The organism is Stappia sp. TSB10GB4 (assembly GCF_900185745.1).
Classification (GTDB): Bacteria; Pseudomonadota; Alphaproteobacteria; order Rhizobiales; family Stappiaceae; genus Stappia.
Map to the genome: position 1 here is coordinate 102,361 of NZ_FYAV01000051.1, position 26,187 is coordinate 128,547.

Genomic DNA, 26,187 nt, shown 5'->3' on the forward strand with positions numbered 1-26,187 from the left:
CGCCCCCGCTCCCTTGGCGCCGTCATCGTCACCGCCCTGCTGTTGCTGGGCGCGTGGATCATGGTCTTCCCCTTCATCTGGATGGTGTCCTCCAGCCTGAAGCCGACCAGCGAGGTCTTCGCCCCGGTCTTCACGATCATCCCCAAGACCTTCGCCGGCCTCGGCAACTACTACAGCGTCCTGTTCGACCAGCCCTATCCGCGGTTCCTGCTGAACAGCCTGATCGTCTGCGTCGGTATCCTGGTGGTGCAACTGCTGACCGCGATCCCGGCGGCCTATGCCCTGGCGAAGCTGAAGTTCCGCGGCAGCACCATCCTGTTCGGCACGGTGGTCGCCTCGCTGACCATTCCCATCAACGTCACCTCGATCCCGATCTATATCGGCATCGTCAAGGTCGGGCTTCTCGACACCCATGTCGCGATGATGTTCCCCTTCTTCATCTCCGTCTTCGCGATCTTCCTGTTCCGCCAGTTCTTCCGCACCTTTCCCGACAGCATCATCCAGGCGGCGCGGATCGACGGGTTCAGCGAGATGGAGATCGTCCTGCGCCTGATCCTGCCGAGCGCCGTGCCGGCCATCGCCGCCTTCTCGGTGTTCTCCTTCGTGGCGCACTGGAACGACCTCTACTGGCCGCTGATCGTGGTGCAGAGCCAGGACAAGATGACGGCCACCTTGTCGATGATGCAGTACCAGCAGGAGTTCTACACCGACTACGGCAAGACCTTCGCCTCGGCCACCGTGGTCACCGCGCCGATGGTTATCGCCTTCCTGCTGGCGCGGCGCCACTTCATCCGCGGCATCACCATGACGGGCGTCAAGGGATGAGCGCCGCGCCGATCGCCGCCGTCGTCTTCGACATGGACGGCCTGCTCCTCGACACCGAGCGGCTGTCCCGCGCGGCCTATGTCGAGACCTGCCGGAGCTTCCGGCTGGACGTCGACGAGGAGCTGTTCCTGAGCCTTGTCGGCCTCAACCACGCCGCCGGATCGGCGCGGCTGGCCGAGGGCCTTGCCGGGATCGCCGACGCCGGCCTGTTCGACCGGCACTGGCAGCAGGCCTTCGCCGATCTGCTGAGCGCCGGCATTCCGGTCAAGCCCGGCGCCGACGATCTGCTGGAGGGCCTGGCCGGCGCCGGGATCCCCTTCGCCATCGCCACCTCGACGCGCACCGAGACGGCACTGCGGCATCTGGCGGCGGCCGGCATCGGCCGGCATTTCGACATCGTCGTCGGCGGCGACCAGGTGCCGCGCGGCAAGCCCGCCCCCGACATCTATCTCGAAGCCGCCGCGCGTCTCGGCGCCCCGCCCGAACGCTGCGCCGCCTTCGAGGATTCCGAAAACGGCGTCCGCGCCGCCATGGCGGCCGGCATGACCACCGTGCAGATCCCCGACCTGAAACACCCCACCCCCGACTTCCTGCGGCTGGGCCACCTCGTCGCGCCGGACCTGATCGCCGGCGCGATGCTGATCTCCCTGCCGCTTGCCGGCCCGCTCGCGGCCCTTAGATAGAGGCAATTCCATGTTGAAATTCATCGTGCTCGCCGACATTCACATCGTTCCGGCGGGGCGCCTGTCGAACGGGCTGGAGACCACCAGCCGCCTGAACGCCGCCATCGACTTCGTCAACGAGACCCATGCCGACGCGGATTTCGTCGTCTTCGCCGGCGATCTTGCCGATCGCGGCGAGCCCGAGGCCTATGCCCGTTTCGAGGCGGCGGTCGAACGGCTGACGCTGCCGCGCTACCTGACGCTCGGCAACCACGACCACCGGCCGACCTTCCTGCAGCATTTCGGCGCCGAGCATGCCAGCGAGACCGGCAATGTCGACCATGTCATCGACATCAAGGGCCAGCGCGTCATCGTCCTCGACACGTCCGATCCGGCGGCCGGCGGCAGCGGCCTGCTCGAACGCGCGCAGCTCGACTGGCTGCAGGCCCGCCTCGATGAAGCCAGCGACCGGCCGGTGATCATCGTCCTGCATCACAACATCACGAAATTCCACACCCAGAACGACTTCATCATCCTGAGGGACTGCGCCGACTTCGCCGACGTCGTCGCCTCGCATCCGGACATCCGACAGGTGATTTCCGGCCATGTTCACATGACGGTGGCCGGCACCTACAGGGGCGTCCCGTTCTGCACCCTGGCCGGCTGCCACTATTCGATCGAGCCGACGCTGGAAAGCCGGTCCGGCCCGCTGCCGGCCCCGGTCGCCCGGCGCGAGGGACCGGGCGAACTCGCCGTGGTGCTGAGCGACGCGGACGCGACGGTCGTTCACATGGAGAAGTTCCTCGACCGGCATGTGGTGATGCCGCAGGAGCATTTCGTGCGGGCCTGAGCAAGGCGCTGCCCGCAACCGCGCGGCGGCCGGTGGGGCGCGGACCCTAGTGTGGTGAATTTGAAATACGCCTGAGTTTCGCAGCGTGCCGGTGAGCGTATTTCAAATTCAAAAACCACACTAGAAACATAGACTTGCTAGTCACCCTTTTGAATCTGAAGTTCGTTCAGAGCATGCTGCCAGATGTGACGAACTTCAGATTCGGGTGACTAGCGGCCGGCGCGGGCCAGCCCCTGCGCCACCAGCCGGTCGATCAGCTCCGGATAGGCGATGCCGCTTGCGGCCATCACCTTGGAATACATGCTGATATCGGTGAAGCCGGGAATGGTGTTGAGCTCGTTGACGAGAATCCGCATGTCGGCGGTGACGAAGAAGTCGGCACGGGCCATGCCGTCGCAGCCAAGCGCGCGGAAGGCGCGCGCCGCCATCTCGCGCATCTCGGCCTGGACGGCGACGGGAAGCTCCGCCGGCACCTTGAGGGCCGCGCCGTCCTCGTCGATATATTTGGCATCGTAGCTGTAGAAGCCATGGCTCTGCGCCGGCACGATCTCGCCCGGCCGGGAGACGAAGAGCGTGCCGTCGGGCTGCTCCAGCACGGCGCATTCGATCTCGCGGCCCTTGATGAACTCCTCGGCGAGCAGCGTGCGGTCGTGGCGGAAGCCTTCGGCCAGCGCAGCGTCGTAATCGGCCTCGGTCGCGACCTTGCTGACGCCGACGGACGAGCCCTGGCGCGCCGGCTTGACGAAAACCGGAAGGCCGAGGGCCTCCACGACCTCCGCGAAGGCGGGAACGGCGCCGGGCTGGAGGGTGAGCGCGCGAGCGGCCGGCAGCCCGGCCTCGCGGAACAGCCGCTTGGCGATGTCCTTGTCGAGCGCCGTCGCCGAGCCGAGAATGCCGCAGCCGACCAGCGGCACGCCGGCGACCTCCGCAAACCCCTGCACCGAACCGTCCTCGCCGTGCAGCCCGTGCAGCACCGGAAACAGGATGTCGATGCGCGGGAGGTCGAAGGCGGCGCCATCCTCGGGCAGGGCCAGCATCCGCCCGCGCCCGCCGGGAACGAGGCTCACCTGGGTGCCCCGCTCGGGCCGCGCCAGGGCGCCATTCTCGAAGCGGCTCAGCAGCCACAGCCCCTCGCGCGTGACGAAGATCGGCACCGGATCGTATCTTGCCGCGTCGAGCGCGCCCATGACATTGGTGGCCGAGAGGATCGAGACGTCATGTTCCGCCGACCGTCCGCCGAAGAGCACGGCAATGCGCAGCTTGTCCGAAGAAGATCCCAATTGCGGCTCCAGGCGTTGAGGTGATCGGGCGCTGATCGTGTGGGCGGCGAGGGTGTCGGCCGATCGGGTCAATTGCAAGGCGGCGACGCGCCCCGGTTGCGATCCCGCTGCATCGGACGTTGCGGCGGGAATGTCAATGCCGCGCCCGAACGCGCCCGGTCGTGCCCGCCCGGCTCAGAAGCTGGCGGCGATGTGCCGCCAGGCGCCGTCAAGGCTCGGGGTGAGCCACCAGGCGCCGGCGAAGTCGTCGCCGCTCATATAGAGGCTCGGGCAGGCGACGACCTTGAGGCCGGCGGCGCGCGCGGAGGCAAGGCCGACCGCGCTGTCCTCGAAGGCAAGGGCCGCCTCGCCGGCAATGCCGAGCCGCGCCAGCGCCAGCAGGTAGACATCGGGCGCCGGCTTCTTGGCCCCGACCTCGTCGCCGGCGGCGATCACGTCGAAGATCTCGCCCGCCGGCCGCTGCCACAGGGCCCGGCACAGGGCCTCGACATTGTCCGGGCTGGTGGTGGTGGCGACGGCGAGCCGGAGGCCGTGGCCGCGTGCCTCGGCGACGAGGGAGAGGACGCCGGGCCGGGCGCACAGCGCGCCCTCCGCGACCATCCGGCCGTAGCGGCGGGTCTTGTCGGCGTGAAGACCGGCGATGTCGGTCTCGCGCGGCAGGGCGAAGGCGTGGCGGTCGCGATAGGCGCGGATGCGCTCCTTGCCGCCGGTGACGGCGAGGAGCGCGCCATAGGTCGGCCTGTCCCAGTGCCAGCCGAGCCCATGGGCGGCGAAGGCGGCGTTGAAGGCGGCCCGGTGCAGCTCTTCGGTCTCCGCCAGCGTGCCGTCGACATCGAAGATCAGCGCGCCTGGACCCGGCCGGCCCCCACCCATGCCATCGCTCATCCTGCCGCCTCGGCAAGGGCTGCCGTCGCGGCGTCGCGGATGGCGCGGATATTGGCGCCATAGACCTCGGGCCGCTCGACCGAACCGCCCTTGAAGACGGCGGAGCCGGCGACCAGCACATCCGCGCCGGCGGCGGCGACAAGGGGAGCCGTCTGCCGGGTAACGCCGCCGTCGACCTCGATATGGATCGGGCGGTCGCCGATCAGGCGGCGCAGGCTGCGCACCTTCTCCACCTGGGAGTGGAGGAACTCCTGCCCGCCGAAGCCCGGATTGACCGTCATCACGCAGACGAGGTCGACCATGTCGAGCAGCGGCGCGGCCGCCTCCGCCGGCGTGCCGGGATTGAGCGCGAGCCCGGCCCGCACCCCATGGCCGCGGATCGCCTGCAGCGTCCGGTGGATATGCGGGCCGGCCTCGACATGGGCGGTGAGGATGTCGGCGCCGGCCTCGGCGAAACCGGCCAGATAGGCATCGACCGGGGCGATCATCAGATGCACGTCGAGCGTGCCGCCGACATGCGGGCGCAGGGCCCGCACCGTCGCGGGGCCGAAGGTGATGTTGGGCACGAAATGCCCGTCCATCACGTCGACATGCACCCAGTCGCAGCCCTGCGCTTCGATGGCGCGGCACTCGGCGCCGAAATTGGCGAAGTCGGCGGAGAGGATCGACGGCGCGATCCGGATGCGGCGGTCGAAGCTCATGGCTGCGCTCCCTCGCCGGCCTGGCCCGCCGGCGCGATGTCGAGGCCGCCCCGGAACACCCGGCTGGCGCGGATGTCGCTCTCCTCGATCAGGCTGAGCGTCTGCGCGTCGAGCGGCCCGTCGGCGCCGTCGAACAGCCGGTTGGCCTGGCGCAGCCGCGCCCGGTCGAAGGCGTTGCGGATCGAGCGGGCATTGGCGAAATGCGGCTGGGTCCGGCGCAGGCGGATATAGTCGGCGAGCGCCGCGTCCGCCGCCTCCGACAGCCGGTAATTCTGCTCGGCCATCATGTGCCGGGCGATGCGCTGCAGTTCCTCGTCGGTATAGTCGGGAAAGTCGATATGGTGGGCGATGCGCGAGCGGAAGCCGGGATTGGAGCCGAAGAACCGGTCCATGCGGTCGGCATAGCCGGCGAGGATCACCACCAGGTCGTCCCGGTTGTTCTCCATCACCTGAAGCAGGATTTCGATCGCCTCCTGGCCGTAGTCGCGCTCGTTGTCGGGCCGGTAGAGGTAATAGGCCTCGTCGATGAACAGCACGCCGCCCATGGCCCGCTTCAGCACCTCGCGGGTCTTCGGCGCGGTATGGCCGATATACTGGCCGACCAGATCGTCGCGGGTGACGCTGACGAGATGCCCCTTGCGGACATAGCCGAGCCGCTTCAGCAGGCCGGCCATCTTCAGCGCGACGGTGGTCTTGCCGGTGCCCGGATTGCCGGTGAAGGACATGTGCAGGGTCGGCGTCTCGTGGCTGAGCCCGAGCGAGCGGCGCGCCCGCTCGACCAGGAGGAGAGCGGCCGTCTCGCGAATGCGCTGCTTCACCGGCCGCAGGCCGATCATGTCGCGGTCGAGCTCGTCGAGCAGTTCCTTCACGCCGGAACTTTCGAACTCCCCGCGCAGGTCGACCGTCGCGGGCGGCGGGGCGGTGTCGGCATCCATCGGACAATTCCTCCTGGCTGGACCTTTGTGGAGCGAGGGCAGGGGGCGGCGGTGGGCCGTCCCCTGCCGGTCTTGCGCTTGGGAGGTCAGCGGATCACGTCATGGGTGTAGCGGATCGCGCGGCTGTCGGCCTCGGTCCGGCGCATGACGAAGGTCGGTTCCTCATCGGGCCGGTTGACGATGAAGCTCATGGTCACCGTCTCGAAACCGCGCGTGCTGTCGAAGGCATTGATGCGGATGTAGGTCTGCGGATGCGCCTTGCGGCACGCGTCAAGCTCCATCATCACGCCCTTGGCGTCGCGCAGGTCGAACATCGGGTTGCCCCACATATTCCAGTAGGTGTTCCGGGGATGGGGATCGTCGGTGTATTCGAGCCCGATCGCCCAGCCGCGCGACAGGCAGTAGTCGACCTGTGCGGCGATCTGCTCGTCGGTCAGGTCGGGCAGGAAGGAAAAGCAGCCCTGGGTGATGCGCATGGTCTTGCTCCTCAGACGGCGACCGCCGGCGTCGGGACGAAGTCCGACGTGTCGGTCGAGGTGTAGTTGAAGGTGATGTTGCCCCAGGTATCGAGGGCGGCTTCCAGCGGCTTGCACCATTTCGCCGCCGCGCGCAGGATCTCCGGCCCCTCGACGTCGATGTTGCGGCCCTCGTTGCGGGCGAGCACCATGGCCTCCAGCGCGACGCGGTTGGCGGTGGCGCCGGCCTGGATGCCCATCGGATGGCCGATGGTGCCGCCGCCGAACTGCAGCACCACATCGTCGCCGAACAGCGAGAGAAGCTGGTGCATCTGGCCGGCATGGATGCCGCCCGAGGCCACCGGCATCACCTTCTTCAGGTCCGCCCAGTCCTGCTCGAAGAACAGGCCGCGCGGCAGGTCGACCTCGTTGCGGGTCTCGCGGCAGACATTGTAGTAGCCCTGCACCGTCATCGGATCGCCCTCCAGCTTGCCGACGGCGGTGCCGGTGTGCAGGTGGTCGACACCGGCGAGCCGCAGCCACTTGGCGATGACGCGGAACGAGATGCCGTGGTTCTTCTGCCGCGTATAGGTGCCGTGGCCGGCCCGGTGCATGTGCAGGATCATGTCGTTCTGCCGGCACCATTCCGAGATCGACTGGATCGCGGTCCAGCCGACGATCAGGTCGACCATGACGATGACGCTGCCGAGCTGCTTGGCGAACTCCGCCCGGCGGTACATTTCCTCCATCGTGCCGGCGGTGATGTTGAGATAGTGCCCCTTCACCTCGCCGGTCTCGGCGCTGGCCTTGTTGACCGCCTCCATCACATAGAGAAAGCGGTCGCGCCAATGCATGAAGGGCTGCGAGTTGATGTTCTCGTCGTCCTTCATGAAGTCGAGGCCGCCCTTCAGGCCCTCGTAGACGACCCGGCCGTAATTCTTGCCCGACAGCCCGAGCTTCGGCTTGGTGGTGGCGCCGAGCAGCGGCTTGCCGAACTTGTCGAGCCGCTCGCGCTCCACGACGATGCCGGTCGGCGGCCCGCGGAACGTCTTCACATAGGCGACGGGCAGCCGCATGTCCTCCAGCCGCGCCGCCTTCAGCGGCTTGAACGAGAACACGTTGCCGATGATCGAGGCCGTCAGGTTGGCGATCGAGCCTTCCTCGAACAGGATCAGGTCGTAGGCGACATAGCAGAAATACTGTCCGGGCGTGCCCGGCACCGGGTCGACCCTGTAGGCCTTGGCCCGGTACTGGTCGCAGGCCGTCAGCCGGTCGGTCCACACCACGGTCCAAGTGGCGGTGGAGCTTTCGCCGGCCACCGCCGCCGCCGCCTCGATCGGGTCGACGCCCTCCTGCGGGGTGATGCGGAACAGGGCGAGGAGGTCGGTTTCCTTCGGCTCGTAGTCGCCGTCCCAATAGCCCATCTGGGCGTATTTCAGGACGCCGGCCTTGTAGCGCTTCGAGGTGTCGGTAATCCGCGTCTTGCTGTCGTCGGCCATCATCTGCTCCTTCATGCTGCCTTGCTGGCGGAACGCCGTGGATCGAGCGCGCCGGAGGCGTAGCGCCGGGCCATGTCGTCCATGGGTACGACCTTGATGCTCGAGGCATGGCCGGCGGTGCCGAAGGCCTCGAAACGGGAACGGCACAGGTCGCGCATCGCGTCCATCGCCGGCTTGAGGAACTTGCGCGGGTCGAATTCGCGCGGGTTCGTCACCGCGACGCGGCGGAACTCGGCGGTCATCGCCATGCGGCAGTCGGTGTCGATATTGACCTTGCGCACCCCGTGTCGGATGCCGCGGACGATTTCCTCCACCGGCACGCCGAAGGTCTGGGGCATCTCGCCGCCATGGGCGTTGATGATGTCCTGGATCTCCTGCGGCACGGAGCTGGAGCCGTGCATGACGAGATGCGTGTCCGGCAGCAGCGCGTGGATCTTCTCGATCACGTCCATGGCGAGGATGTCGCCGTCGGGCTTGCGCGTGAACTTGTAGGCGCCATGCGAGGTGCCGCAGGCGATGGCGAGCGCGTCGACGCCGGTGCGGGCGACGAAGTCGACCGCCTGGTCCGGATCGGTCAGGAGCTGCGAATGGTCGAGCTTGCCCTCGGCTCCATGCCCGTCCTCGGCCTCGCCCTCGCCGGTCTCCAGGCTGCCGAGCACGCCGAGTTCGCCTTCCACGCTGGCGCCGACCGCATGTGCCATGGCCGCCACCCTGGCGGTGATGGCGAGGTTGTAGTCGTAGGACGCCGGCGTTTTGGCATCGGCCATCAGGCTGCCGTCCATCATCACCGAGGTGAAGCCGTGGCGGATCGCCGAGAGGCAGGTCGCCTCGTCATTGCCGTGGTCCTGGTGCAGGCACAGGGGAATGTCCGGGTAGAGCGCCGCAAGCGCCTCGACCATGCGTGCCAGCATGATGTCGCGGGCATAGCCGCGCGCGCCCCGGCTGGCCTGCAGGATCACCGGCGCGTCGACGGCCTGCGCCGCCTCCATGATCGCCAGCCCCTGCTCCATATTGTTGATGTTGAAGGCAGGCACGCCGTAGCCATGCTCTGCCGCATGGTCGAGGAGCTGCCTCAGGGTGATCAGTGCCATGTCGTCCTCCCGTCAAGCCGCCGCATCGGCGCGCAGCAAGGCCTGGACACCCGGAAGCGGGCGCCCCTCCAGCCACTCCAGAAAGGCTCCGCCGGCGGCGGAGACATAGGTGAAGCTCTCCGCGACCCCGGCCGCGTTGAGCGCGGCGACCGTGTCGCCGCCGCCCGCCACGGTCACCGCCTGCCCGGCTTCGGTGAGGCCGGCGGCGAGGCGGGCAAGCGCCAGGGTGGCCCGGTCGAAGGGCGCGATCTCGAAGGCGCCGAGCGGGCCGTTCCACAAGATGGTGCGCGCGGTATCGAGCACCCGGCTGAAGGCGGCGAAGGCCTTGGGGCCGGCATCGAGGATCATCGCATCGGCCGGACAGGCGTCCGCCGGCACGGTCTCTGTCGGGGCATGGGCCCGGAACTCGCGCGCCACCACCAGATCCAGCGGCAGGTGGACGCGGCAGCCATGCGCCTCGGCGAGGGCGAGGATGTCATCGACCGTGCCGGTCTGGTCGGGCTCGTGCAGCGAACGTCCCATCGGCATGCCGCCGGCGAACAGGAAGGTGTTGGCCATGCCGCCGCCGACGATCACATGGTCGAGGCGGGTGACGAGGTGTTTCAGCACCGCGATCTTGCTCGACACCTTCGCCCCGCCGACGATGGCGACCGAGGGACGCGCCGGCGCCTCGAGCGCGGCGGCGAGCGCGGCGAGTTCCTCGATCATCAGCGGCCCGGCGAAGGCCGGCAGCAGGTCGGCGATCGCCGCCGTGCTGGCATGGGCGCGGTGGGCGCAGGAAAAGGCGTCGTTGACATAAAGATCCCCGAGCGCCGCAAGCCGCGCCGCAAGCGTCGGGTCGTTGCGCGCCTCGCCCTCCTCGAAGCGGATGTTCTCCACCAGCAGCGCCTCGCCCGGCCGCAGCCGGGCCGCGGCCTTCCCCGCCTCGTCCAGCGTGGCGAAGTCGACGGCGCATCCGAGCGCCGCCGCAAGATCGCCGGCAAGCGGGGCCAGCGACGCGCTCTCGTCGCGGCCCGTGGGCCGGCCGAGATGCGACAGCACGACAAGCGCCGCCCCGCGGGCCAAGAGGGGCCGCATTCCGTCGGCGAAGCGGGTGAGGCGCGTTGCATCGCTGACCTGTCCGCCGGCCATCGGCACGTTGAGATCCGCCCGCACCACGAGCCGCCGGCCGGCCACTTCGGCCTCGGTGATCGCGGCGATGGTCACGGCCGCCTCCCGGGCAGGCGCGGCTCGAAGGGCCGGCGGTCCGATCCGGTGCGGCCGAAGCCGCCATTGGCAATCCTTGCGCTCATCTCATCCCCTCCCGAGCTGCCGCGCGGCCGCGACGACGGACTGCACGGTGATGTTGAAATGCTCATAGAGCCGGGCGGCCGGCGCCGAGGCTCCGAACCCGCTCATGCCGATAAAGGCGTCGTCCGGCCGCAGCATGGTCCCGTCCCAGCCCTGGCGGAGCGCGGCTTCGATGCCGACGCGCGGCGCCTCGCCAAGCACCTCGGCGCGGTAGGCGGGGTCCTGCGCGGCGAAGAGCTCGAAACAGGGGGCGGACACCACGGCGGCGGCGATGCCCGCTGTGGCGAGCTGCTCGGCCGCACCGACGGCGAGTTCCACCTCCGAGCCGGTGGCGATCAGCGTCACGTCGCGCCGCGCCGGCGCACGCAGCAGATAGGCGCCGCGGGAACTGACATTGACCGCCGCGCTGTCGCGCTGCAGCGGCAACCCCTGGCGCGACAGCACCAGGAGGCTCGGTCGCCGCGTCTCGGCAAGCGCGATCTCCCAGGCCTCGGCGGTCTCCACCGCATCGCAGGGCCGCAGGACGAGAAGGTTCGGAATGGCGCGCAGGCTGGCGAGATGTTCGACCGGCTGATGGGTCGGCCCGTCTTCGCCGAGGCCGATGGAGTCATGCGTCATGACATGGACGACCGGCACGCCCATCAGCGCGGCGAGGCGGATCGACGGCCGGGCATAATCGGCAAAGGCAAGGAAGGTACCGCCATAGGGGCGCACCAGGCCGTGCAGGGCGAGGCCGTTCATCGCGGCGGCCATGCCGTGCTCACGGATGCCGTAATGGATGTAGCGGCCGGCATAGTCGCCGGGCCTAATCGCGGCCATGCCTTTCGGCCGGGTCAGGTTGGAGCCGGTCAGGTCGGCCGAGCCGCCGACCGCGAAGGACAGCGCGTCGGCAACGACCTGAAGGGCCATCTCGCTGGCCTTGCGCGTCGCCATCGCCGGCCGCTCGTCGAGCAGCCGCTGCTTGTGCTCCCGCATCGCCGCCGTCAGCGTCCCGGTGTCCCGCGCAAGGGCTGCGGCGAAGGCGTCGCGGTTCGGCGAGCCGGCCAGCCGGTCGCGCCAGGCGGCATGGGCATCGGCGCCCCGCGCCGCGATCCCGCCCCAGGCCGAGTAGACATGGGCGGGGATCTCGAAGGGCGCGTGCGGCCAGTCGAGCGCCTGGCGCGCCGCAGCTATCTCGTCCGGCCCGAGCGGGGCGCCGTGCACGTCGTGGCTGCCCTGCTTGTTGGGCGCGCCGTAGCCGATGACGGTCCGGCAGCAGACGAGGCTGGGGCGCGGGTCGGCACGGGCCGCCTCGATGGCGCGCGCGACGTCCTCCCGGTCGTGGCCGTCGCAGCGGACCACGTGCCAGCCGGCGGCGGCGAAGCGGGCGCCCTGGTCGGTGGAGGTGGAGAGGTCGGTGTCGCCGTCGATGGTGATGCGGTTGTCGTCCCACAGCACCACGAGCCGGCCGAGCCGCAGATGGCCGGCCATGTCGATCGCCTCGTGGCTGATCCCTTCCATCAGGCAGCCGTCGCCGGCGATCACATAGGTCCAGTGGTCGACGAGATCGGCGAAGCGGGCGGCGCCCATCCGCTCGCCCAGGGCCATTCCGACGGCGGTGGCAAGCCCCTGGCCGAGCGGGCCGGTGGTGACCTCGACGCCGAGGGCATGGCCGTATTCCGGATGGCCGGCGGTGTGGCTGCCGAGCTGCCGGAAGGCGCGGATCTGGTCCATCCCCATGTCCGGATAGCCGAGCAGATGGTTGATCGCATAGAGCAGCATCGACCCGTGCCCGGCCGACAGCACGAAGCGGTCGCGGTTCGGCCAGTCGGCGGCCGCCGGATCGAGGGTGATGAAGCGGTTGAAGAGCACCGTCGCGACATCCGCCATGCCCATCGGCATGCCGGGATGGCCGGAGCCGGCCGCCTGGACCGCGTCCATGGCAAGGGCGCGCAGGGCATTGGCCATGAGCCGTTCGTCGGCCCGCAGAAGCTGGGTCGTCATCGTCTGTCCTTTTCAAAAAAGGGCGCGGCAGCCGTCCGGCGGGTCAGGCCCGCTTGGCGTCGCGGATCAGCCGCTCGATCAGCGGCGTCAGGATCAACTGCATGGCGAGATCCATCTTGTTGCCCGGAATGACGATCGAGTTGGCCCGGCTCATCCAGGAGCCGTGGATCATCGTCGTCAGGTAGGGGAAGTCGATGCCGCGCGGGTTCTTGAAGCGGATGACCACGAGGCTCTCGTCCGGCGTCGGGATCCAGCGGGCGATGAAGGGGTTCGAGGTGTCGACCACCGGCACGCGCTGGAAGTTGATGTCGGTCTGGGTGAACTGCGGGCAGATGCAGTGCACATAGGCATGCATGCGGCGCAGGATCGTGTCGGTCACCGCCTCCGTCGAGTAGCCCCGATGGGCGCGGTCGCGGTGGATCTTCTGGATCCATTCGAGGTTGATCACCGGCACGACGCCGATCTTCAGGTCGGCATGGCGGGCGATGTCGACATCCTCGGCGAGGACCGCTCCGTGCAGCCCCTCGTAGAACAGCAGGTCGCTGTCGTCCTGGAACGGCGCCCAGGCGGTGAAGTTGCCCGGCGCGACGCCGGTCTTCGCGGCCTCGATCTCGTCATGGACATAGGTGCGGGTGCGCCCGCGCCCGGTCGCGCCATACTCGCGGAAGACGCTCTCCAGCTCCTTGAGCTCGTTGGCCTCGAAGGAGAAGTGGGAGAAGGTGAAGTCGCCCGCCGCGACCCGGCGCTCCAGTTCCGCGCGCATGTCGGCGCGGTTGTAGCGGTGAAAGGCGTCGCCCTCGATCGACACCGCGGTGATGCCTTCCCGGCGGAAGATCTGGTCGAAGGTGGTCTTCACCGTCGAGGTGCCGGCGCCCGAGGAGCCGGTGACCGAAATGATGGGATGCTTCTGGCTCATGGATGGTCAGCTCCGGAACAGGCCGCGCTTGCCGAACAGGGCGGCATCGCCCGCCTCGGCAAGGTCGTGATAGGCGGTGACGCGGGCGATCTTCTCCGCGCTGCCGAAAACGAAGGGGGTGCGGGCATGCAGGCCGGCCGCCGACTGCCGCATCAGGTCGTCGATGCCGTCGGTGGCGCTGCCGCCGGCCTGGGTGACCAGAAAGGCGATCGGCGCGCATTCGTAGAGGAAGCGCAGCCGGCCCTTCTCGTAGCCCTTGCGCCGGTCGGCCGGGTAGAGAAACACCCCGCCCCGGGTGAGGATGCGATGCGCCTCGGCCACCAGCGAGGCGACCCAGCGCATGTTGAAGCCCTGGCCGTTGCGGCTGAGGGCGCCGGTCACCATGTCGTCGATGAAGGCCCGGATCGGCGCGTCCCAGTGATGGTAGTTCGAGGCGTTGATGGCGTATTCGCTGGTCCGGGGCGGGATCGTCATCTTCGCGGCGGCCGGACGGAAGCAGTTCCGCTCCCGGTCGAGCGTGAACTTCAGCACGCCCTCGCCATGGGTGACGACCAGCAGGGTCTGCGGGCCGTAGATGATGTAGCCGGCGGCGATCTGCTCGTTTGCCGGGCGCAGGAAGCTCGCCTCGGCGCTGCCCTCGGCGGGATAGATCGAGAAGATCGTCCCGATCGAGACGTTGACGTCGATGTTCGACGAACCGTCCAGGGGGTCGATGGCGAGCGCCAGGCTGCCGCCGTCCGACATCTCCAGGATGTCCTCTTGCTCTTCCGAGGCGAGGTAGCGGATGGCGGAGCCGCGCAGGGCGTCGATGAAGGCCTCGTCGGCGATCACGTCGAGCAGCTTCTGCCGGTCGCCGCCGGCGTTCTCCTCGCCGGAATTCGAGCCGAGATCGCGGGCCGCGTCTCCGGCCGCGATGAGGCGGGACAGGGCCGCGCCGGTGCGGCAAAGACGCTCCAGCACGTCCTGCAAGGCCGCCGACACGGCGAGTGTCGGCAGGATCTGCTCCTCGGGCCGCATCGTTTCCTCCCAGATATGCTGCCTTGGTCGTGCAGTCTTGCCTTGCCGGGTCTTTCGTGAAAATTTAATAATTCTTATTTCTGAAAAGGATTTTTTGAATGTACCATCTGGACGCGGTGACGCTGAAGCAGTTGCGGGCGCTGGCTGCCGTCGATCGCCACGGCAGCATGGCGGCGGCCGGCGCCGCGCTCGGCTTGACCCCGCCGGCGGTGCACAGCCAGCTCAAGGCGCTGGAACAGGCCTTTGGCCTTGCCTTGCTGCAGCGCAGTTCCGACGCCGCCGGCTCCAGCCTGACGGAAGAGGGGCGGGTGTTGCTGGACGCCCATGTGCGGATCGATACGGCGCTGACGCAGGCGGCGCAGGAGATTCGCGCCCTGTCGGAGGGGCTGGCCGGGCGGGTGACGCTCGGGGTCGTCTCGACGGGCAAGTATTTCGCGCCGCGGCTGGTCAAGACCCTGCACACGCTGATCCCCAACATCGAGCTGGTGCTGCGCGTCGGCAACCGCGACCAGGTGATCCGCGACCTGGAGAACCGGGCGGTCGATCTCGCCATCATGGGGCGCCCGCCGCGCCAGCCGCTGGTCGAGGCGTCGGCGCTCGGCGAGCATCCGCATGGGTTGATCGCGCCGCCGGACCATCCGCTTGCCGGACGCCCGGCCCTGTCCGCCGCAGATCTCCTCGGCGAGACGCTGATCTCCCGCGAGCCGGGGTCGGGAACCCGCATCCTGATGACGCGCTATCTCGACCGGCTGGGCGACGGGCAGGTGTTCCGCCTGGTGGAGATGGGCTCCAACGAGACCATCAAGCAATCGGTGATGGCGGGGCTGGGACTTGCGTTCCTGTCGCTGCATACCGTGACGGAGGAACTGCGCCACGGACAACTGGTCATGCTGGCCGCGCCGCAACTGCCGATCCTGCGCCACTGGTTCCTGGTGCACCGGGCGGAATATCCGCTCCGGCCCGCAGCGAAATCCGTCGCCGAGGTCGTGCTCGGGCTGAAGGGCACCTATCTGCCGGCTGTCCACGGGCTTTCGGATGACGGCTGACGGGAGCGGCGCACGGTGCCCATTTCCACGACCGCGCCGGAGGGGTAAGGTGCCGCCTGGAGGAAACGATGGCCCAGCAGATATCACTTGATCCGGCGCAGCGCCCGAACGCGCTCAGCGACGAGGTCTGGATGGAGGTGCTGTCCGCCGTCGACCGGACCTATGCCGACCTTGTCGAGTATCAGGAACGGCTGGAGCGGCAGAACGCCGAGCTGGAGGCGATGCGCCGGTTCCTGGCCTCGATCCTCGCCTCCGTGTCCGACGTGCTGATCATCCTCGACCGCAACGGCGACATCGAGGAGACCTCGGCCTCCTTGCTGCGTCATCTCGGCGTCGAGCACGACCAGGTGACCGGGCGTCCGGTGGCCAGCCTCTTCGCGCGGGACGAACAGGCGGCGCTGGCCGGCGCGATGACGCGGGTGATGCAGACCCGCCAGCCGGAGACCATCGAGGCGCATCTGGTGGCTGAGGCCGGCGCGATGCCGCTGGAGCTGAACCTCGCTCCGCGTCTCGACGAGCGCGGCCGGCTCGCCGGTCTCGTCCTGTCCGGCCGCTCCGTCGGCGAGCTCCGGCAGGCCTATTCGGCGCTGGCCCGCAGCCATGACGAGCTGAAAGCCGCCCAGGCGCAACTGGTGCGCAACGAGAAGCTCGCCTCGCTCGGCCGCCTGCTCGCCGGCGTCGCCCACGAACTCAACAATCCGATCAGCTTCGTCTATGCCAATGCCCATGCGCTGGAGCGCTACACCGGCAAGTTCGAGACCTATTTCCAGCGGGTCCAGGAGGGGGCGGGGCGCGAGGAACTCGTCGCCTTGCGCGAGCAATTGCGGCTCGACCGCGAGGTGCGCAACCTGCGCGAGGCGGTGCAGGGCGCGCGCGAGGGGGCCGAGCGGGTGCGCGACATCGTCGAGGACCTGCGACGCCTGTCCGCCGACGGCGCGGGCGAGATGGTGCCGTTCGACCTGGTCGAGACGACGGCGGTTGCCGCCAACTGGGTGTTGCGCGGTGCCCGCCGGCCGGTCGCGGTGGCGGTCTCCGGCCGCGAGCGGCTGATGGCCGTCGGCCGGCCGGGGCACATCCAGCAGGTGATCATGAACCTCGTCCAGAACGCGGTCGACGCGCTGGAGGGGCAGGCGGACGCGCGGATCGAGATCCGTCACGAACTGGTCGACGGCTACGCCAGGGTCAGCGTCAGCGACAACGGCGCGGGCGTGCCGGCGAGCCTGCAGCACGAGATCTTCGACCCGTTCTTCACCACCAAGCCGGTCGGCAGCGGCACCGGGCTCGGCCTGTCGATCAGCCACAAGATCGCCGAAGAGCATGGCGGTCGTCTGCGCCTGTGTCCGGCGAGCCGCGGCGCGTGTTTTCAACTCGATCTGACCCCGGCGGAGGAAGGCGGGCGATGAACCTCCTTTGGCTGCAAAGCGCGGGATGCGGCGGCTGTACCATGTCGCTGCTCTGCGCGGAAAATCCCAACGTTTTCGAGCTGCTGTCCGACGCGGGCCTGCGGGTGCTGTGGCATCCCGCGCTCAGCCTGGAGACGGGCGCCGAAGTGAGGTCGCTGCTCGGCGATATCGTCGAGGGGCGCCTGGCGCTCGACATCCTCTGCGTGGAAGGGGCCATCGCGCGCGGGCCGCGCGGCACCGGCCGCTACCAGATGCTCTCGGGGACGGGCGTCTCCATGCTCGACTGGGTGCGCCAGCTCGCCCCGCTTGCCGGTCACGTCGTCGCCGTCGGCTCCTGCGCGGCCTATGGCGGCATCACCTCTGCCGGCGGCAACCCCTCCGACGCGGCCGGGCTGCAATACGAGGGCGCCCATGCCGGCGGCATCCTGGCGCCGGATTTCCGTGGCCGGCTCGGCCTTCCGGTGATCAACGTCGCCGGCTGTCCGACCCATCCGGACTGGGTCAGCGAGACCTTGCTGCTGCTGAAGGCGGGCGTCTTCGGCGCCGGCGACATGGACTCGCTCGGCCGGCCGAGATTCTATGCCGACCATCTGGTTCATCACGGCTGCCCGAAGAACGAGTTCTACGAGTACAAGGCGAGCGCGCGGGAGCTGTCCGAGATCGGCTGCATGATGGAGCATCTGGGCTGCGTCGGTACCCAGGCGGTCGGCGACTGCAACATCCGGCCGTGGAACGGGGAGGGCTCCTGCACGCGCGGCGGCTATCCCTGCATCGCCTGCACCGCGCCGGAATTCGAGGAGCCGCGCCACCCCTTCACCGAGACGCCGAAGATCGCCGGCATCCCTGTCGGCCTGCCCTCCGACATGCCCAAGGCCTGGTTCATGGCGCTGGCCTCGCTGTCCAAGGCGGCAACGCCCCAGCGCATCGCCCGCAATGCGGTCGCCGACCGCGTCATGGTTCCTCCGACGATCCGCAAGCCGCGCAGATGAGCGAAGGACGCCTGATTGTCGGTCCCTTCAACCGGGTTGAGGGGGACCTTGAGGTGCATCTCGACCTGGCCGACGGGCACGTGCGCAGCGCCCGCGTCAACGCGCCGCTCTATCGCGGCTTCGAACGCATGCTCGAAGGCAAGGACCCGCGCGATGCGCTCACCATCACGCCGCGGATCTGCGGCATCTGTTCGATCAGCCAGTCGGCCGCCGCCGCCCGGGCGCTGGCGGACGCGATGGGCCTTGCCCCCTCGCCGCAGGGCCTTTTGGTGGCGCAACTGATCCATGCGGTGGAGAATGTCAGCGACCACCTGACCCATTTCAACCTGTTCTTCATGCCGGACTTCACCCGCCCGGCCTATGCGGCGCGGCCCTGGCACGGGCAGGCGGTGTCCCGCTTCACGGCGATGGAGGGCAGCGCCCAGCGGGCGGCGGTCGAGGCGCGGGCGGGGCTGATGCACATCCTCGGCATGCTGGCGGGCAAGTGGCCGCACACGCTGGCGATCCAGCCGGGCGGGGTCACCCGCGCGCCCGGCCCGCGCGACAAGGTGCGGCTGGCAACCCATCTGCGCGCCTTCCGCCGCTATCTGGAGACGGTGGTGTTCGGGGCTGATGTCGAGGCTTTCGCGGACCTTGCCTCCGCCGACGAGCTGATGCGCTGGACCGGCGGCGATGCCGGCCTGTTCCTGGAGATTGCCGCCGACACGCAGCTTGCCGGGCTGGGGCGCGGTGCCGGCCGCTATCTCAGCTTCGGCGCCTATCCGCTGGCGGGCGGCTACGGGTTCCGCCCCGGCGTCTGGGAGGGCGGCTTGAGGCCGCTCGATACGAGCGCGGTGATCGAGGATGTCAGCCATGCCTGGATGCTGGGCGACGCCGCGCACCCCTTGGCCGGCGCGACCCTTCCCGACGAGGACATGCGCGAGGAGGCCTATAGCTGGTGCAAGGCGCCGCGCCTGTCGGGGCAGCCGATGGAGACGGGAGCGCTGGCGCGGCAGGTGGTCGACGGCCATCCGCTGGCGCTCGACCTGGCGCACCAGGGGGGCGTTCTGGCGCGGGTGGCGGCGCGGCTGCTGGAGATTGCCCGCACCCAGATCCTGATGGAGCACCTGGTCGCGGCGATCGAGCCGGGCGCCGGCTTCATGGTATCCGGCCGCCTGCCGCAGCGCGCTGTCGGCGTCGGCCTGGTGGAGGCGGCGCGCGGCGCGCTCGGACACTGGCTGCGGATCGAGGGCGGACGCATCGCCGGCTACCAGATCATCGCCCCGACCACCTGGAACTTCAGCCCGCGCGATGCAGCCGGCATTCCGGGGCCGCTGGAGGCGGCGCTGGTGGGCACGCCGGTGGAGGACGGCGAGAGCACTCCGGTCGCGGTCCAGCATGTGGTTCGCTCCTTCGATCCCTGCATGGTCTGCACCGTGCACTGACGCCAGTCACCCTTTTGAATCTGAAGTTCGTTCAGAGCCTGTCGAGTAATGTGACGAACTTCAGATTCAAGAGGGTGACCAGCAAGTCTATGTTTCTAATGTGGTTTTCGAATTTGAAATACGCTCACCGGCACGCTGCAAAAATGAGGCGTATTTCAAATTCACCACACTAGCGGGAGGTGGTCATGGTCGAAGGCTGGATCATCCGGGTGCGTGGCCAGGTGCAGGGGGTCGGCTTCCGTCCCTTCGTCTGGACGCTGGCCCGCCGACACGGCCTGCGCGGCTTCGTGCTGAACGATCCGGAAGGGGTGCTGATCCATGCCGCCGGACCGGGCATCGACAAGCCGGACAGCGAGGGACCGGGTCTCGACGCCTTCGCTCTGGCGTTGCGGACGCAGGCGCCGCCGCTCGCCCGCGTCGACGCGGTCGAGTGCCGGCCCGCCCGCTTCGACGACCTACCGCCGACCTTCGAGATCCGCGCCTCGGCCGGTTCGGGCGCCGAGACCCGGGTGACGCCGGATGCGGCAACCTGCGCCGCCTGCGCGGCGGAAATCGTCGAGCCGGGCCGCCGCCGGGGCTATGCCTTCACCAATTGCACCCATTGCGGGCCGCGCTATTCGATCCTGCGCAGCCTGCCCTATGACCGCGCCCGCACCGCCATGTCGGTCTTTGCCATGTGCCCGGATTGCGCGGCGGAGTATTCCGACCCCGCCGACCGGCGCTTCCACGCCCAGCCGATCGCCTGCCCGGCCTGCGGGCCGAGGCTGTGCTACGAGGAGGGCGGGCGCGAGCGTCCCGGCGATCCCCTGACGCTGGCGGTGGAGCGGCTGCGGGCGGGCGGGATCGTCGCGGTCAAGGGGCTTGGCGGCTTTCACCTGGCCTGCGACGCCGGCAATGCCGACAGTCTCGCCCTGCTGCGCCGGCGCAAGCGCCGCCCGGCCAAGCCCTTCGCGCTGATGGCCGCGGAGGCGGATCTTGCGGCGGTGGCCGATCTGTCGCCGGCGGCGCTGGCGCTGCTGCGCGATCCGGCCGCGCCGGTGGTGCTGGTCCCCTCTCGCCGGGTGCTGCCGGAAGCGGTGGCGCCGGGCATGACCTTGCTCGGCGTCATGCTGCCCTACACGCCCTTGCATCATCTGCTGCTCGCCGCGTTCGGCGGCGTGCTGGTGATGACATCGGGCAATCTCTCTGGCGAGCCGCAGGTGATCGGCAACGACGAGGCGCGCGAGAAGCTTGCCGCCTTTGCCGACGGGTTCCTGCTGCATGACCGCGACATCCTGCGCCGTCTCGACGATGGGGTGGAGCGAGCCGAGCCGCCGATGGTGCTGCGCCGCGCCCGCGGCCGGGTTCCCGGCACGCTGCCCCTGCCGCCCGGTTTCGGCGCCGGACCGCAGGTTCTGGCGCTGGGCGGCCAGATGAAGGGCGCCGTCTGCCTCGTCAAGAACGGCCAGGCGCTGCTGTCGCAGCATCTCGGTGATCTCGACGATGCCCTGACGCTGGACGAGTTCCACAAGGCCATCGCCGACTGCACGGCGCTGTTCGACCATCGGCCCGACCGGGTCGCCATCGATCTGCATCCGGACTATCGGGCAAGCCAGGCGGGCGAGGCGATGGGCCTGCCGGTGACCCGCGTCCAGCATCACCACGCCCATCTCGCCGCCTGCCTTGCCGACAATCTCTGGCCGTCGGATGCGGGGCCGGTGGCCGGGATCGTGCTCGACGGCACCGGCCTGGGGACCGACGGCACGTTGTGGGGCGGCGAGGTGCTGCTCGGCGACTATGGCGATTTCGACCGGATCTGCCGGTTGCGCCCCGCTCCGCTGGCTGGTGGCGACCGCGCCGCGCTGGAGCCCTGGCGCAACCTGCTGGCGCGCCTCGACCAGGCGGAGCTCTCCGGCGGCGCGGAGGATCTGGCGCAGCGGCTGATGGCCGGCCGGCCGGTGGAGCAACTGCGCGCCGCCATGCGTGCAGGCGTCAACGCGCCGCTGTCCTCCTCCGCCGGGCGCCTGTTCGATGCGGTTGCCGCCGCTCTCGGCCTTTGCCCCGACGCGCAGAGCTACGAGGGCGAGGCGGCGATGCGGCTGGAGGCGATGGCGGTGAGCGCGCCCGCCTATCCGTTCGCGGTGAGCGGGGGGGAGATCGACCCCGCGCCGATGATCCGCGCCCTGCTTGCGGATCTGGCGGGGGGCACCTCCCCGGCACGGATCGTCGGCGCGTTTCATGCAGGGCTCGCCCGCGCCTTCTGCGCGCCTGCCCGCGATCTCGTCGAGACGGGACGGGCGCGGGCCGTCGCGCTCACCGGCGGCTGCTTCCAGAATGCCCGGCTGCTGGAGGCCTGTCAGGCCGAACTGACCGGCCTGCCCGTGCTGGTCCACCGCCAGGTTCCGGCCAATGACGGCGGCCTTGCCCTGGGGCAGGCCCTCGTCTGCCTTGCCCGCGCCGGAGCGGAAGCGGGCTGACCGCCTGGCCCTGTCCGGCGGTCAGGGGCTTGACATGCGTCGGACGCTAAAAATCCGAAAAATCGGATCAAGCTGTTGATATCAAAAAGGTAATTTTTATTTCTGCGTCAGGTGTTTTTCTGCAGGCGCGGGGAGGGGCCGGCACGACATCATCCTCTCGGTACGGTCGAAACACGACATTTCACGCACCGAGGGAGGACACCTTGTCGCAAGTCGAAACCTTTTACGACGTGATGCGGCGCCAGGGCATTACCCGGCGAAGCTTCATGAAATACTGCAGCCTGACGGCGGCTGCGCTCGGCCTCGGGCCGTCTTTCGTCCCCAAGATCGCCCATGCGATGGAGACCAAGCCGCGCACCCCGGTGATCTGGATTCACGGCCTGGAATGCACCTGCTGTTCGGAGAGCTTCATCCGCTCGGCCCATCCGCTGGCCAAGGATGTGGTGCTGTCGATGATCAGCCTCGACTATGACGACACGCTGATGGCGGCGGCCGGCCATGCGGCTGAGGCGGCGCTGCAGGACACGATCGAAAAGTACAAGGGCAACTACATCCTCGCCGTCGAAGGCAATCCGCCGCTCAACGAGGACGGCATGTACTGCATCGTCGGCGGCAAGCCGTTCGTCGACCAGTTGCGCCATGCGGCCGAGCATGCCAAGGCGATCATCTCGTGGGGCGCCTGCGCCTCCTATGGCTGCGTGCAGGCGGCGGCGCCCAACCCGACCCGCGCGACGCCGGTGCACAAGGTCATCCTCGACAAGCCGATCATCAAGGTGCCGGGCTGCCCGCCGATCGCCGAGGTGATGACCGGCGTCATCACCTATATGCTGACCTTCGACCGGCTGCCGACGCTCGACCGTCAGGGGCGCCCGGCGATGTTCTATTCCCAGCGCATCCACGACAAGTGCTATCGCCGGCCGCATTTCGACGCCGGCCAGTTCGTCGAGACCTGGGACGACGAAGGCGCCCGCAAGGGCTTCTGCCTCTACAAGATGGGCTGCAAGGGACCGACCACCTACAACGCCTGCTCCACCATCCGCTGGAACGAGGGTGTCTCCTTCCCGATCCAGTCGGGCCATGGCTGCATCGGCTGTTCGGAGGACGGCTTCTGGGATCAGGGCAGTTTCTATGACCGGCTGACCAACATCAAGCAGTTCGGTGTCGAGGCGAATGCCGATCAGGTGGGCATGACGGCCGCCGGCGTCGTCGGCGGCGCCGTGGCGGTGCATGCGGCGGTCTCGGCGCTGAAGCGCGCGCAGAAGAAGACCCAGGACAAGGTGGAGGCTTGAAACGATGACCGCAACTCCGAACGGTTTCAACCTTGACACCTCGGGTCGGCGCATCGTCGTCGATCCGGTGACCCGGATCGAGGGTCACATGCGCTGCGAGGTCAATGTCGACGAAGGCAACGTGATCCGAAACGCCGTGTCCACCGGCACCATGTGGCGCGGCCTCGAAGTCATCCTCAAGGGACGCGACCCGCGCGATGCCTGGGCCTTCACCGAGCGCATCTGCGGCGTGTGCACCGGCACCCATGCGCTGACCAGCGTGCGCGCGGTCGAGGACGCGCTGGGGATCACCATCCCCGACAACGCCAACTCGATCCGCAACATTATGCAGCTCAACCTGCAGATCCACGATCACGTGGTGCATTTCTACCATCTGCACGCGCTGGACTGGGTGAACCCGATCAATGCCTTGCGGGCCGACCCGAAGGCGACGTCGGAGCTGCAGCAGGCGGTCAGCCCGAGCCATCCCCTGTCGTCGCCCGGCTATTTCCGCGACGTGCAGAACCGGCTGAAGAAGTTCGTCGAATCCGGCCAGCTCGGCCTGTTCAAGAACGGCTACTGGGACAATCCGGCCTATCTGCTGCCGCCGGAAGCCGACCTGATGGCGACGACCCACTATCTGGAGGCACTCGACCTGCAGAAGGAGATCGTCAAGGTCCACACCATCTTCGGCGGCAAGAACCCGCATCCGAACTGGCTGGTCGGCGGCGTTCCGTGCCCGATCAACATCGACGGCGTCGGCGCAGTCGGGGCGATCAACATGGAACGGCTGAACATGGTCAGTTCCATCATCGACCTGTGCAACACGTTCAACCGCAATGTCTACATCCCCGACGTGATCGCCATCGGCGGTTTCTACAAGAACTGGCTCTATGGCGGCGGCCTGTCGGGCCAGGCGGTGCTTGCCTATGGCGACATCCCCGAGCATCCGAACAATTTCGATGCGGGGCAGTTGCACCTGCCGCGCGGCGCCATCATCAACGGCAACCTCAACGAGGTTCACGACGTCGACCCGCGCGATCCCGAGCAGGTGCAGGAGTTCGTCGACCATAGCTGGTACACCTATGCGGAGCCCGGCAAGGGCCTGCATCCCTGGGACGGCGTCACCGAGCCGCGATACGAGCTCGGCCCGAAGGCCAAGGGCACCCGCACCAACATCGAGGAACTGGACGAGAGCGCCAAGTATAGCTGGATCAAGGCGCCGCGCTGGCGCGGCCATGCCATGGAGGTCGGCCCGCTGGCCCGCTATGTCGTCGGCTATGCCAAGGGGCACGAGGACATCAAGAACCAGGTCGACGGCCTGCTCAGGACGATGAACCTGCCGGTCTCCGCGCTGTTCTCGACCCTGGGACGCACCGCGGCGCGGGCGCTGGAGTCCGAATATTGCGGGCGCCTGCAGAAATACTTCTTCGACAAGATGATCACCAACATCAAGAACGGCGATCAGTCGACGGCCAATGTCGAGAAATGGGACCCGAAGACCTGGCCGAAGGAGGCCAAGGGCGTGGGCATGACGGAGGCGCCGCGCGGCGCCCTCGGCCACTGGATCAGGATCAAGGACGGCCGCATCGACAACTACCAGTGCGTCGTTCCCACCACCTGGAACGGCAGCCCGCGCGACACCAAGGGCAATATCGGCGCCTTCGAGGCCTCGCTCATGAACACCTACATGGAGCGCCCCGACGAGCCGGTGGAGATCCTGCGCACGCTGCACAGCTTCGACCCGTGCCTGGCCTGCTCCACCCATGTGATGTCGCCCGACGGCGACACGCTGACCACGGTCAAGGTCCGCTGAGGGAGGGAACCCCATGAATTACGCAGTCTTTCTGGGAGCCCTGCTCCTGTCGACCCCGGCCCTGGCCCATACCGGCCATGGCGAGACCTCCGGTCTCCTCGCCGGGCTCCTGCATCCGGTCCTCGGCCTCGACCATCTGCTGGCGATGGTGGCGGTCGGCATCTGGTCGGGTCTTGCCCTGCCCCGGCATCCCTGGGGCGGGGCGGCCGCCTTCCTCGGCGCCATGCTGGCGGGGGCGGGCCTCGCCTTCGCCGGGATCGCCATGCCGGCCGTCGAGGCGCTGATCCTCGCCTCGGTGGTGATCTTCGGCCTCCTGGTGCTGGTGGCGAAACCGGACATGCCGGCCGCGCTCACGGTCGCGGCGCTCGTCGCGATCGGCTTCTTCGCGCTCGGTCACGGCCATGCCCATGCCAGCGAGGCGGAGGGCGGAGCCATCGCTTATGTCGCGGGCTTCGTCATCGCCACTTCGCTTCTGCATGTGGCGGGCATCGGTATCGCGCGCGGCATCGCCGGCAAGCTGGTGCTGCAGCGCGCCCTGGGCGGCGCCATCGCTGTCGCCGGCCTGCTGCTGGCCGCATCATGAGGAGGCAGACATGAGCAAGGACAGCCATGCTCTCGAGCTGGAGGCGGAACTCGCCACGGCCCAGCGGCAGCCATCGGTCTATGTCTACGAGGCGCCGGTGCGGATCTGGCACTGGGTGAATGCGGCGGCGATCCTGGTCCTGTGCGTGACCGGATACTTCATCGGCAGCCCGCCGCCCTCGGTCGGCCAGCACGAGGCTTATGACCAGTTCCTCTTCGGCTATATCCGCTTCGCGCATTTCGCCGCGGGGATGATCCTGACCGTCGGCTTTCTCGGTCGCATCTACTGGGCGATCTTCGGCAATCACCATGCCCGGCAGCTCTTCTACCTGCCGGTGCTGAACGGGCACTGGTGGCGCGAGATCTGGTTCGAGATCCGCTGGTACCTGTTCCTGGAGAGCGAGCCGAAGAAATATGTCGGCCACAACCCGCTGGCCCAGCTCGCCATGTTCTTCTTCATCACGATCGGCATCAGCTTCATGATCGTGACCGGCATGGCGCTCTACGCGGAAGGGGCGGGCCAGGGGTCGCTGTACGACGATCTGTTCGGCTGGGTCATCGGCCTTGTCGGCAACACCCAGCGGCTCCACACGCTGCATCATCTCGGCATGTGGTGGATCGTGATCTTCATGATCGTGCATATCTATGTCGCGATCCGCGAGGACATCATGAGCCGGCAATCGATCGTCTCGACGATGATCTCCGGCCACAGGACCTTCAAGGACGATCGCACGGACTGAACATCCCGTCCGGGTGGCGGCGGAATGCCGTCACCCGACTCACGCCGATGGGATGGAAGGTTTCTTTCCATCGA

Annotated in this window: 23 protein-coding genes; 12 read left to right on the forward strand and 11 right to left on the reverse strand. The window is 68.5% G+C overall.

From position 1 onward, the window contains the following. Nucleotides 1-60: 60 nt before the first annotated feature. From TSB10GB4_RS13225 to TSB10GB4_RS13235, 3 genes are read left to right on the forward strand one after another with little or no spacing between them, the layout of a single operon-like run. Nucleotides 61-825 carry a carbohydrate ABC transporter permease gene (locus TSB10GB4_RS13225; RefSeq protein WP_244570909.1) on the forward strand — a complete coding sequence of 255 codons (765 nt, stop codon included), beginning with the start codon at nucleotides 61-63 and terminating at the stop codon, nucleotides 823-825. After that, entirely contained in the window at nucleotides 822-1,508 is a 687-nt protein-coding gene (locus TSB10GB4_RS13230; protein WP_186396134.1) for an HAD family phosphatase, read from the forward strand. The genes TSB10GB4_RS13225 and TSB10GB4_RS13230 overlap by 4 nt, the downstream gene beginning before the upstream one ends. 10 nt (nucleotides 1,509-1,518) lie before the next feature. Next, entirely contained in the window at nucleotides 1,519-2,337 is an 819-nt protein-coding gene (locus tag TSB10GB4_RS13235) for a metallophosphoesterase (RefSeq protein WP_186396135.1), read from the forward strand. A gap of 209 nt (nucleotides 2,338-2,546) precedes the next feature. On the opposite strand, the gene TSB10GB4_RS13240 is transcribed toward TSB10GB4_RS13235, so the two are convergent. The 11 genes from TSB10GB4_RS13240 to TSB10GB4_RS13290 form a co-directional block, all read right to left on the reverse strand. Further along, nucleotides 2,547-3,617, reverse strand: a complete 1,071-nt coding sequence (locus TSB10GB4_RS13240) for a D-alanine--D-alanine ligase family protein (RefSeq protein WP_186396136.1) — start codon at nucleotides 3,615-3,617, stop codon at nucleotides 2,547-2,549. 174 nt (nucleotides 3,618-3,791) lie between these two features. Beyond that, nucleotides 3,792-4,502, reverse strand: coding sequence for an HAD-IA family hydrolase (locus tag TSB10GB4_RS13245; RefSeq protein ID WP_244570905.1), 711 nt, complete (start codon nucleotides 4,500-4,502; stop codon nucleotides 3,792-3,794). Then, nucleotides 4,499-5,203, reverse strand: coding sequence for a ribulose-phosphate 3-epimerase (rpe, locus tag TSB10GB4_RS13250; protein WP_186396137.1), 705 nt, complete (start codon nucleotides 5,201-5,203; stop codon nucleotides 4,499-4,501). The genes TSB10GB4_RS13245 and rpe overlap by 4 nt, the downstream gene beginning before the upstream one ends. Then, entirely contained in the window at nucleotides 5,200-6,138 is a 939-nt protein-coding gene (gene cbbX, locus TSB10GB4_RS13255) for a CbbX protein (RefSeq protein WP_186387433.1), read from the reverse strand. Before cbbX ends, rpe begins: the two co-directional genes overlap by 4 nt. Nucleotides 6,139-6,224: 86 nt before the next feature. Beyond that, on the reverse strand, nucleotides 6,225-6,614 hold the full coding sequence (locus TSB10GB4_RS13260) for a ribulose bisphosphate carboxylase small subunit (protein WP_186396138.1): 390 nt from the start codon (nucleotides 6,612-6,614) through the stop codon (nucleotides 6,225-6,227). Between the two features lie 11 nt (nucleotides 6,615-6,625). Further along, entirely contained in the window at nucleotides 6,626-8,092 is a 1,467-nt protein-coding gene (locus tag TSB10GB4_RS13265; RefSeq protein ID WP_186387503.1) for a form I ribulose bisphosphate carboxylase large subunit, read from the reverse strand. Nucleotides 8,093-8,103: 11 nt separating this feature from the next. Next, nucleotides 8,104-9,183 carry a class II fructose-bisphosphate aldolase gene (gene fba, locus TSB10GB4_RS13270; protein WP_186396139.1) on the reverse strand — a complete coding sequence of 360 codons (1,080 nt, stop codon included), beginning with the start codon at nucleotides 9,181-9,183 and terminating at the stop codon, nucleotides 8,104-8,106. A 12-nt stretch (nucleotides 9,184-9,195) separates the two neighbouring features. Continuing rightward, the gene (pgk, locus tag TSB10GB4_RS13275) at nucleotides 9,196-10,389 is read right to left on the reverse strand and encodes a phosphoglycerate kinase (RefSeq protein WP_186396140.1); all 1,194 of its coding nucleotides are present in this window, start codon (nucleotides 10,387-10,389) and stop codon (nucleotides 9,196-9,198) included. An 87-nt stretch (nucleotides 10,390-10,476) separates the two neighbouring features. Then, a complete protein-coding gene (tkt, locus tag TSB10GB4_RS13280) occupies nucleotides 10,477-12,456 on the reverse strand; it encodes a transketolase (protein WP_186396141.1) in 1,980 nt (659 codons plus the stop codon). Nucleotides 12,457-12,499: 43 nt separating this feature from the next. Further along, nucleotides 12,500-13,372: a phosphoribulokinase gene (locus TSB10GB4_RS13285; protein ID WP_186396142.1), complete on the reverse strand. Its 873-nt coding sequence runs from the start codon at nucleotides 13,370-13,372 to the stop codon at nucleotides 12,500-12,502. A 6-nt stretch (nucleotides 13,373-13,378) separates the two neighbouring features. After that, nucleotides 13,379-14,389, reverse strand: coding sequence for a class 1 fructose-bisphosphatase (locus tag TSB10GB4_RS13290; RefSeq protein ID WP_186396143.1), 1,011 nt, complete (start codon nucleotides 14,387-14,389; stop codon nucleotides 13,379-13,381). Nucleotides 14,390-14,487: 98 nt separating this feature from the next. On the opposite strand from TSB10GB4_RS13290, the gene cbbR reads away from it, so the two are divergent. The 9 genes from cbbR to cybH all read left to right on the forward strand — a co-directional run bounded on the left by cbbR (nucleotide 14,488) and on the right by cybH (nucleotide 26,113). Further along, a complete protein-coding gene (cbbR, locus tag TSB10GB4_RS13295; protein WP_186396144.1) occupies nucleotides 14,488-15,435 on the forward strand; it encodes a LysR family regulator CbbR in 948 nt (315 codons plus the stop codon). Between the two features lie 68 nt (nucleotides 15,436-15,503). After that, entirely contained in the window at nucleotides 15,504-16,838 is a 1,335-nt protein-coding gene (locus TSB10GB4_RS13300) for a sensor histidine kinase (protein ID WP_186396145.1), read from the forward strand. After that, nucleotides 16,835-17,827 (forward strand): HupU protein, encoded by a 993-nt coding sequence (locus TSB10GB4_RS13305; RefSeq protein WP_186396146.1) that lies wholly within the window; start codon nucleotides 16,835-16,837, stop codon nucleotides 17,825-17,827. Before TSB10GB4_RS13300 ends, TSB10GB4_RS13305 begins: the two co-directional genes overlap by 4 nt. After that, a complete protein-coding gene (locus TSB10GB4_RS13310; protein WP_186396147.1) occupies nucleotides 17,824-19,251 on the forward strand; it encodes a nickel-dependent hydrogenase large subunit in 1,428 nt (475 codons plus the stop codon). Before TSB10GB4_RS13305 ends, TSB10GB4_RS13310 begins: the two co-directional genes overlap by 4 nt. 185 nt (nucleotides 19,252-19,436) lie before the next feature. After that, nucleotides 19,437-21,707 (forward strand): carbamoyltransferase HypF, encoded by a 2,271-nt coding sequence (hypF, locus tag TSB10GB4_RS13315; protein ID WP_208984767.1) that lies wholly within the window; start codon nucleotides 19,437-19,439, stop codon nucleotides 21,705-21,707. Between the two features lie 203 nt (nucleotides 21,708-21,910). Then, nucleotides 21,911-22,996, forward strand: coding sequence for a hydrogenase small subunit (locus TSB10GB4_RS13320; protein WP_186396149.1), 1,086 nt, complete (start codon nucleotides 21,911-21,913; stop codon nucleotides 22,994-22,996). A gap of 4 nt (nucleotides 22,997-23,000) precedes the next feature. Continuing rightward, nucleotides 23,001-24,791 carry a nickel-dependent hydrogenase large subunit gene (locus tag TSB10GB4_RS13325; RefSeq protein ID WP_186396150.1) on the forward strand — a complete coding sequence of 597 codons (1,791 nt, stop codon included), beginning with the start codon at nucleotides 23,001-23,003 and terminating at the stop codon, nucleotides 24,789-24,791. A 13-nt stretch (nucleotides 24,792-24,804) separates the two neighbouring features. Beyond that, complete coding sequence (locus TSB10GB4_RS13330; RefSeq protein ID WP_186396151.1) at nucleotides 24,805-25,374, forward strand: HupE/UreJ family protein; 570 nt, start codon at nucleotides 24,805-24,807, stop codon at nucleotides 25,372-25,374. Between the two features lie 10 nt (nucleotides 25,375-25,384). Continuing rightward, a complete protein-coding gene (gene cybH, locus TSB10GB4_RS13335; protein ID WP_186396152.1) occupies nucleotides 25,385-26,113 on the forward strand; it encodes a Ni/Fe-hydrogenase, b-type cytochrome subunit in 729 nt (242 codons plus the stop codon). Nucleotides 26,114-26,187 lie beyond the last annotated feature (74 nt).